This window comes from Streptomyces sp. NPDC043870 (assembly GCF_056435785.1).
The window spans coordinates 21,184-27,733 of sequence record NZ_JBWKDT010000053.1 but is presented as its reverse complement, the minus strand read 5'-3'; the positions used below and the strand labels follow the sequence as shown (position 1 = coordinate 27,733).

Genomic DNA, 6,550 nt, shown 5'->3' with positions numbered 1-6,550 from the left:
TCTGTAGCGTTTGGGGGTGCGGTTTCCGGCGTGCCCCCCCCCCCCCGAAACCGAAGCGGGGCCCCCCCCCCCCCCCCCCCCCCCCCCCGCAGGTCAGCTCGCGCCCAGCGCCTTCTTCAGCTCCGTTGCCGCTCCGCGGTACACCGCGAGCAGATCGAGGTCCTCACCGGGGTAGTTGACGATCGTGATCTGCCGGGCGCCCGAGTCAGGCAGCACCGTGCCCGTCGACATGTGGGCGTTCTCCAGGACGTACGCGGGCTTCTTCGCGGACAGTTCGGCCAGCTGCCTGGGGGTGACCGCGTCGGGTCCGTACGTCCCCACCACGTTCGCCCCGGCCAGCCGGGCCGACCAGGCCGTGAACACCTGGGTGACGACGGTGGGCTGCTTGCTCGCCGGCCAGGCGCTCTTCACCTCCGCGGCGAGCTTGCCGTACTCCGTCGCGAAGGCGGTGTTCCACTTCGCCGCGGCGGGCTCGGTGCCGAACAGCTTCCCCAGCCGGGTCACTTCGGCCTTCGCCTTCTCGGCATCGTTGTCGAGGGCGACCTCGACGAGTTCGGCGTCGGACCCGGCCGCCTCCTTGATCTTCTCGGCGTACGGCTCGAACGGCGCGTACAGCACGAAGTCGGCCGCGGCGACGGCGGCCAGGTCGGACGGCTTCGGGTCGTAGTCGGGGGCGTGGTGCACGGACTTCGGGACGATCACCTTGACGTCCTCGGCACCGGCGGCCTTGGCGAAGGCCCCTTCCCAGGTGGTCGTGGCGACCACCACGGGCTTGTCCTTCTCCCCCTTCGCGGACGAGGATGAGCCGGAGTCGCCGCCGCAACCCGTGACCAGGGCGAAAGAGGCCGTCAGTGCGGTCAGTGCGACGAGGAGGGAAGGGAAGCGGACGCGGGTGCGCGCCATGAGCTGATTCTCCGTTCAGGGACGAGATGGACGGCGAGGACCGCGGCCCCCGCCGTCAGGACGAGGACCGGGCCGGGCGGCAGGTCCAGCCAGAGGGCGGTCAGGAAGCCGGCGAGATTGACGACGACCCCGATGCCGACCGCCCATGCGGTGATGGACTTCAGGGAGTCGCCCAGGCGCCGGGCGGCGAGCGCGGGCAGCAGGGTCAGGGCGTCGACGAGCAGCGCGCCGGTGAGCTTGATCGCCCCGGCGACGGCCACGGCGACAAGGACCAGCAGCACGAGGGTGAGGCCGCGCACGGCGACGCCCGAGCAAGCGGCGAGCTCGCGGTCGTAGAGCAGCAGAGCGAGTTCGCGCCGGCGCCACCACAGCAGGGCGGGTACGACGACGGCGAGCGTGCCGAGCACCACGAGGTCGGCCGTGCCGACGGACAGGATCGATCCCCAGAGCAGCGCGAACGCGCCGGCGGCGTTGACGCCGGAGACCGCGAGCACCAGCAGCGCCGCGGCGATGGCGAGGCTCATGAGCAGGCCCATCGCTCCGGAGAGCCCGCCGGGGGTGCGGGCCAGTGGCGCCACTCCCGCCCCGGCCAGTGCGCAGGCCAGCAGGGCGCACAGCATCGGATCGAGGCCGGTGAGCATGCCGACCGCGATACCGAGCAGGGCCACATGCATCATCGCGAACCGGACCGGCATGATGTCCAGTCCGACGATCACGACGCCGACGACGGGCAGTCCGACGGCGGCGAGCAGCAGCGCGAGGCCCGCGCGCTGCACCGGGACGAGCTGCAGCAGTGCGCCCACGTCGGCGGTGGCGAGGCTCAGGGGAGTCATGTGGCCTCCCTGAGCCGTCCCGCGGCCATCTCCAGTACGCGGTCGCAGCGTTCGGCCATCGCCCGGTCATGGGTGACGACCAGCAGGGTGACCGGCAGTTCGGCGAGCAGATCGGCGGCCTGCTCCTGACCGTTGAAGTCGAGTGCCGCGGTGGGCTCGTCGGCGAGGAGCACACCCGCCCCGGCTGCGACACAGCCGACCGCCCTGGCCAGGTACATGCGCTGCAACTGGCCGCCGGACAGAGTGTGCAGCGGGCGTCCGGTCAACGGGCCGACACCGAGCCGATCCGCGGCACGCACCGCTTCCGGACCTTCCCCGCTGCTGTCCAGCAGCTCGCCCGCGAGCAGCGGGAACCGTCCCGCCGCCGGCTTCTGCGGGATCCAGGCGCAGGCCCGGCGCCGCCAGGCACGGCCTGCGGCCGACGCGGCGTCCCTGCCGCCCACCAGGATCTCGCCGGCCAGCGGGTGGTGCAGGCCGAGCACGGCTCGTACGAGTGTGGTCTTGCCCGATCCGTTGGTGCCGGTCAGCGCCACGCGCTCGCCCGCGGCGACGTCGAGGTCGACATCGCACACCGCGTTCACGCTGCCGTGCCGGCAGCGCACTGCTCGCATCCGGACATCCAGTCCGCCCAACACGTCCTCCAGGCCTCCACTTCCCACCGCGACCGATGTGCCGGGCGGACCCGGGCCCGCGCGGACCCGGCTCGGCAGTAGTCGGACGTGGAGGCGGCCCGGTTCCCGCGTGCGAGTGACTTTGGCGTCGTGCGGCAGGTGCCCTCGTACGGCACCTTGCCCTCGTACGACGCCTTCCCACCGGTCCGACCAGTCGGTATGTTCAACACGGTCCAGGGGGTTCAGGCGGTTCAGTCAGTCCAGGCAGTCCAGGCAGTCCAGGCAGTCCAGTCATTCCAGGCAGTTCAGGTGGCGCACGACGGAGTACGGAGGGGCCATGACCGAGACCGGGGCGCAAATCGAGGGCTACTGCGACGAACGATTCTCCGCGGTGCGCACCGTGTTCGAGGAGAACTTCCGCGAACGCGGCGAACTGGGTGCCGCCGTCGCCGTACAGGCCGGCGGCGAGACCGTCGTCGACCTGTGGGGCGGCTGGGCCGACGCCGCGCGGAGCCGGCCGTGGGAGCGGGACACGGTGGTCAACGTGTGGTCGACGACAAAGGGACCGACCGCGCTCTGCGCACACATCCTCGCCGACCGCGGGCTGCTGGATCTGGATGCCCCGGTCGCCTCGTACTGGCCGGAGTTCGCCGCGGCCGGCAAGGACACCATCCCGGTCCGCCAGCTCCTCTCGCACCGCGCGGGCCTCTCCGGGCTGCGCGAGCCGCATTCACTCGCCGACCTGTACGACTGGAACCTGACCACCGCCCGGCTGGCCGCGACGGAGCCCTGGTGGGAGCCCGGCACCCGGTCCGGCTACCACGCCATGACGTACGGCTTCCTCGTCGGCGAGGTGGTACGGCGCATCACGGGCCTGCTGCCCGGCGCGTTCCTGCACCAGGAGGTGACCGGGCCGTACGGCATCGACTTCACGATCGGCCTCCCGGAGAAGGAGGCGGACCGCGCCGCCGAGCTGGTGCATCCCCCGGCCGCCGTCACCAGCGAACAAGCCGCGGTCTTCGCCCAGTTGGAGCCCGCGGCCCTGGCCGCGCTGATCAACCCCGGTGTGGGCGCCGTCGAGGCGAACACCCCTCAGTGGCGCGCCGCCGAGATCCCGGCGGCCAACGGGCACGGCACCGCCCGTGCGGTCGCCGCGCTGTACGGGATCTTCGCCTCGGGCGGGCTGCTCGGCGAACACCGCGTCCTCTCCCCCGAGTCCGCGGAGCGGGTCCGCGAGGGCCAGGGGCCATGCCGGGACCTCGTACTCGGCGCGGGCTTCCGGCATGAGACGGAGGTGGCTCTCGGCCTCTGGCTGAGCGGCCCGAACGGCTCATACGGCCCCAACCCGCGGGCCTTCGGCCACGACGGCTTCGGCGGCTCCTGCGGGCTCGCGGACCCGGAGGCGGCCGTGCCGGGCGTGCCGGGCCTGTCGGGCGTGCCGGGTCTGTCGATGGGATACGTGATGAACCGCATGGGGCCGCACATCGCGGACGACCCGCGCAAGATGGCGCTGGTCGAGTCCGTCTACAGCGCGCTGCGTTAGGGACAGCACCCATCTCTGTCCCCGGGGCCGCCCGGCGCGTCACGCGAGCGCCATGATCACCGCCCGCGCCCGGCGCACGGCTGTCCGCTCCGGTCGGTCAGCGGTGGCTCAGTACGTTGACCACACGCCCGTTGGGATCGCGGACGAAGAAGCGGCGCACTCCCCACTCTTCGTCCTGCAGGGGGTGCACGATCTCCGCGCCGCTGTCCCGCACGACCGCGTAGGCCGCGTCGACATCGTCCACCTCGACGCTCAGGTCGGGCGTGACGGGTGCGGTCCTGTCGCTGGTCATCAGGCTGATCTGGGCCTCCGGGCGGGCCGGGGCCGCGAGCGTCAGGATCCAGCCGTGGTTCATGACCTCCTCGAAACCCAGCAGGCCGTAGAACTCCCGGCTCTCCTGCACGGCCTCCGACCGGATGTTGGGGACGACACGACGCACGACCATCGATGACTCCAAGTGAGACGGGTAAGCACGAGTGAGCGTGAATGAGATTGAACGCGGCTGAACGCGAACGGACGCGCCTTCACGCCTTCCCTCGAGTAATTACGGAACACCCGTAGTTCGCACATATGGCTCCGGTTCGGCACACGTGCCTCGCAGCACCCCCGTCCCACGACGCACATACGGACAGCACCGCTGGTGCACGCGGCACGGAAGGGCCGCCCCACCGAGGGGGCGGCCCCGGGGACCGCGTCAGGCCCAGCGCGGGTCGCGGCCACTCGCCGCCAGCGCCTGGTCGAACGGGGAGGCGCCGGCAGGCGCTTCGAGTGCCGGGCCGTAGCCGCCGGTGCTGCGCGCCCGGTCGGCGATCCGCTCGACGACACCGAGCACGGCCTTCTGCGTGCCGGCACCGACGGGGAAGGAGCGGCCGATGGCGCGGGCCAGGTCCCAGCCGTGCAGGGCCAGTTCCTCCAGGGTGACGGCGGCCGCGAACTCGGCCGGCATCTCACCGGGACCGAAATCCGTCGTGCCCTCGTACGCGGCCGGATCGGCCCACGCCGCGGCGGCGGCGAGCGCCAGAGCCGCGACGTTCTCCGGGTCGCCGGGGACGGGCGCGGGATCGGCGGGGCGCGGCTGCTTACGGGCGGCGCGCCCGGAGTCCGCGAGGGTCCCGGCGAGATGGCCGAGGAGGTCGGCGACGGTGAACCGCTCGCAGGGGGTTCGGGCGTCGAGCTGCTCGGGGCGGACGGCGCGGGCGGTGCCGGCGAGGGCGGTGGCGAGTTCGTCGATGTGGTCGTGCATGGGGTGCTCCAAGTCCTGGTTATCGGAGGTCAGACGGTGAAGAAGGGGGTGCGCTCGCCCGTCTCGGCGTACTTCTTGAGTACGGGGAAGAGCGCGGCCCAGGTGGCCGCGGTGTGGCGGAAGTGGTCGTCGACGGCGGGGAAGCCCTTGTGGTCGAAGCGCAGGACGCTGCCGTCGCCGGTGGCCCCGACGTCGTAGACGACCTCGGTGCCGACCCAGTCCTCCGGTCCGGCGAGGACCTTCAGCGCGAGACGCCGGCGCACGGCGGCCTCGCCCGCCGCGCCAATCTCGCCCGCCTCGCCGACCTCTGCGGCCTCGGTGACCTCTGCGGCCTCGGTGACGCGCCACTCCCAGGGCGCGGGCTGCCCGGGGAAGGTCAGGCGCTGGATGTCGCCTTCCACCTCGGCTCCGTCGGTGAACCAGCCGGCGATGCCGTCGGCGGTGGACACGGCTCGGTAGACGGTCTCGGCGTCGGCCTTGAGGGAGTAGATGAGGGCGATGTCAGCCATGGGGGCTCCTACGTCGGGGGGACGGGTGGGACCCGCGACCGGATCCACCTTCTTTAGCCGAGACTAAAATAAGCTCGCCGACGACGCAAACTGCAGCCTCGACTAAAATTCCCCGTATGGACGCGGTACAGGTCATCGCCGAGCCCAGACGGCGTGAGATTCTGCGGCTGATCTGGGACGACGAGCTGGCCGCCGGCGATATCGCGGCCGGCTTCGAGGTCACCTTCGGCGCGGTCTCCCAGCATCTGAAGGTGCTGCGCGATGCCGGGCTGGTTACGCTGCGCAAGGACGGGACGAAGCGGTACTACCGGGCGGACCGGGAGGCGCTCGGCCCGCTCGCCGACTACCTCCAGGCCATGTGGAATACGAAGCTCGACACCCTCGCCCGCCTCGCCCAGGAAGCGGAAGAGGCCGAACGGAGCGGACAGCCATGACCGTACCGATACCCGCGCAGCCACAACGCTCGTCCCGGCCCGGCAGCGTCACCGTGGAGCGGCACATCCTCGCCCGCCCCGAGACCGTCTTCAGCTTCTTCACCGACCGCGACAAGTGGCTGTCGTGGATGGGGAGCGACGGCGAGTTCTCCTTCGTCCCGAACGGCGGCTACCGGACCACCGTCACCGGCGAGAACGTCGCCGAGGGCCGCTTCGTGGAGATCGACCCGCCCAAGCGGCTCGTCTTCACCTGGGGCTGGGCCGAGGGCGGCCTGGCGGACGTGCCCCCGGGCTCCACCACCGTGGAGATCACCCTCGAACCCGTCGAGGACGGCACCCTGCTGCGACTGGTGCACAGTGGCCTGCCCACCGCCGAGGCCTGCACCGCCCACGAGGAGGGCTGGGCCCACTACACCCGCCGGCTCGCGGTGCGTGCGACGGGCGGGGACCCCGGCGCCGACCACTGGATGTGAC

Annotated in this window: 9 protein-coding genes; 3 read left to right on the top strand and 6 right to left on the bottom strand. The window is 71.9% G+C overall.

Annotated elements, in window-relative coordinates; all coding sequences use genetic code 11:
- Positions 1–93: 93 nt before the first annotated feature.
- Genes AC0699_RS35490 through AC0699_RS35480 form a run of 3 tightly spaced genes read right to left on the bottom strand, consistent with a single transcriptional unit; the run spans position 94 to position 2,368 of the window.
- Entirely contained in the window at positions 94–903 is an 810-nt protein-coding gene (locus tag AC0699_RS35490; RefSeq protein ID WP_478668956.1) for a metal ABC transporter solute-binding protein, Zn/Mn family, read from the bottom strand.
- A complete protein-coding gene (locus tag AC0699_RS35485; RefSeq protein ID WP_478668953.1) occupies positions 858–1,736 on the bottom strand; it encodes a metal ABC transporter permease in 879 nt (292 codons plus the stop codon). The genes AC0699_RS35490 and AC0699_RS35485 overlap by 46 nt, the downstream gene beginning before the upstream one ends.
- A complete protein-coding gene (locus AC0699_RS35480; protein ID WP_478668950.1) occupies positions 1,733–2,368 on the bottom strand; it encodes an ATP-binding cassette domain-containing protein in 636 nt (211 codons plus the stop codon). The genes AC0699_RS35485 and AC0699_RS35480 overlap by 4 nt, the downstream gene beginning before the upstream one ends.
- A gap of 316 nt (positions 2,369–2,684) precedes the next feature.
- Between AC0699_RS35480 and AC0699_RS35475 the strand changes: the two genes are divergently transcribed.
- Positions 2,685–3,890 carry a serine hydrolase domain-containing protein gene (locus AC0699_RS35475; RefSeq protein ID WP_478668946.1) on the top strand — a complete coding sequence of 402 codons (1,206 nt, stop codon included), beginning with the start codon at positions 2,685–2,687 and terminating at the stop codon, positions 3,888–3,890.
- 97 nt (positions 3,891–3,987) lie between these two features.
- Here AC0699_RS35475 and AC0699_RS35470 read toward each other — a convergent pair whose 3' ends face one another.
- The 3 genes from AC0699_RS35470 to AC0699_RS35460 all read right to left on the bottom strand — a co-directional run bounded on the left by AC0699_RS35470 (position 3,988) and on the right by AC0699_RS35460 (position 5,642).
- Positions 3,988–4,335 (bottom strand): VOC family protein, encoded by a 348-nt coding sequence (locus AC0699_RS35470; RefSeq protein ID WP_478668943.1) that lies wholly within the window; start codon positions 4,333–4,335, stop codon positions 3,988–3,990.
- Positions 4,336–4,584: 249 nt separating this feature from the next.
- Positions 4,585–5,133 (bottom strand): TIGR03086 family metal-binding protein, encoded by a 549-nt coding sequence (locus AC0699_RS35465; RefSeq protein WP_478668939.1) that lies wholly within the window; start codon positions 5,131–5,133, stop codon positions 4,585–4,587.
- A gap of 29 nt (positions 5,134–5,162) precedes the next feature.
- Positions 5,163–5,642: an SRPBCC domain-containing protein gene (locus AC0699_RS35460; protein WP_478668936.1), complete on the bottom strand. Its 480-nt coding sequence runs from the start codon at positions 5,640–5,642 to the stop codon at positions 5,163–5,165.
- A 116-nt stretch (positions 5,643–5,758) separates the two neighbouring features.
- On the opposite strand from AC0699_RS35460, the gene AC0699_RS35455 reads away from it, so the two are divergent.
- Positions 5,759–6,076, top strand: coding sequence for an ArsR/SmtB family transcription factor (locus AC0699_RS35455; protein ID WP_478668932.1), 318 nt, complete (start codon positions 5,759–5,761; stop codon positions 6,074–6,076).
- Positions 6,073–6,549 (top strand): SRPBCC family protein, encoded by a 477-nt coding sequence (locus AC0699_RS35450; RefSeq protein ID WP_478668929.1) that lies wholly within the window; start codon positions 6,073–6,075, stop codon positions 6,547–6,549. The genes AC0699_RS35455 and AC0699_RS35450 overlap by 4 nt, the downstream gene beginning before the upstream one ends.
- Position 6,550: the final 1 nt, after the last annotated feature.

Excerpts from the sequence above, each read along its gene's own strand:
- AC0699_RS35450 (WP_478668929.1), top strand. The coding sequence starts at position 6,073 with ATGACCGTACCGATACCCGCGCAGCCACAACGCTCGTCCCGGCCCGGC.
- AC0699_RS35460 (WP_478668936.1), bottom strand. The coding sequence starts at position 5,642 with ATGGCTGACATCGCCCTCATCTACTCCCTCAAGGCCGACGCCGAGACC.
- AC0699_RS35470 (WP_478668943.1), bottom strand. The coding sequence starts at position 4,335 with ATGGTCGTGCGTCGTGTCGTCCCCAACATCCGGTCGGAGGCCGTGCAG.
- AC0699_RS35475 (WP_478668946.1), top strand. The coding sequence starts at position 2,685 with ATGACCGAGACCGGGGCGCAAATCGAGGGCTACTGCGACGAACGATTC.
- AC0699_RS35465 (WP_478668939.1), bottom strand. The coding sequence starts at position 5,133 with ATGCACGACCACATCGACGAACTCGCCACCGCCCTCGCCGGCACCGCC.
- AC0699_RS35485 (WP_478668953.1), bottom strand. The coding sequence starts at position 1,736 with ATGACTCCCCTGAGCCTCGCCACCGCCGACGTGGGCGCACTGCTGCAG.
- AC0699_RS35455 (WP_478668932.1), top strand. The coding sequence starts at position 5,759 with ATGGACGCGGTACAGGTCATCGCCGAGCCCAGACGGCGTGAGATTCTG.
- AC0699_RS35490 (WP_478668956.1), bottom strand. The coding sequence starts at position 903 with ATGGCGCGCACCCGCGTCCGCTTCCCTTCCCTCCTCGTCGCACTGACC.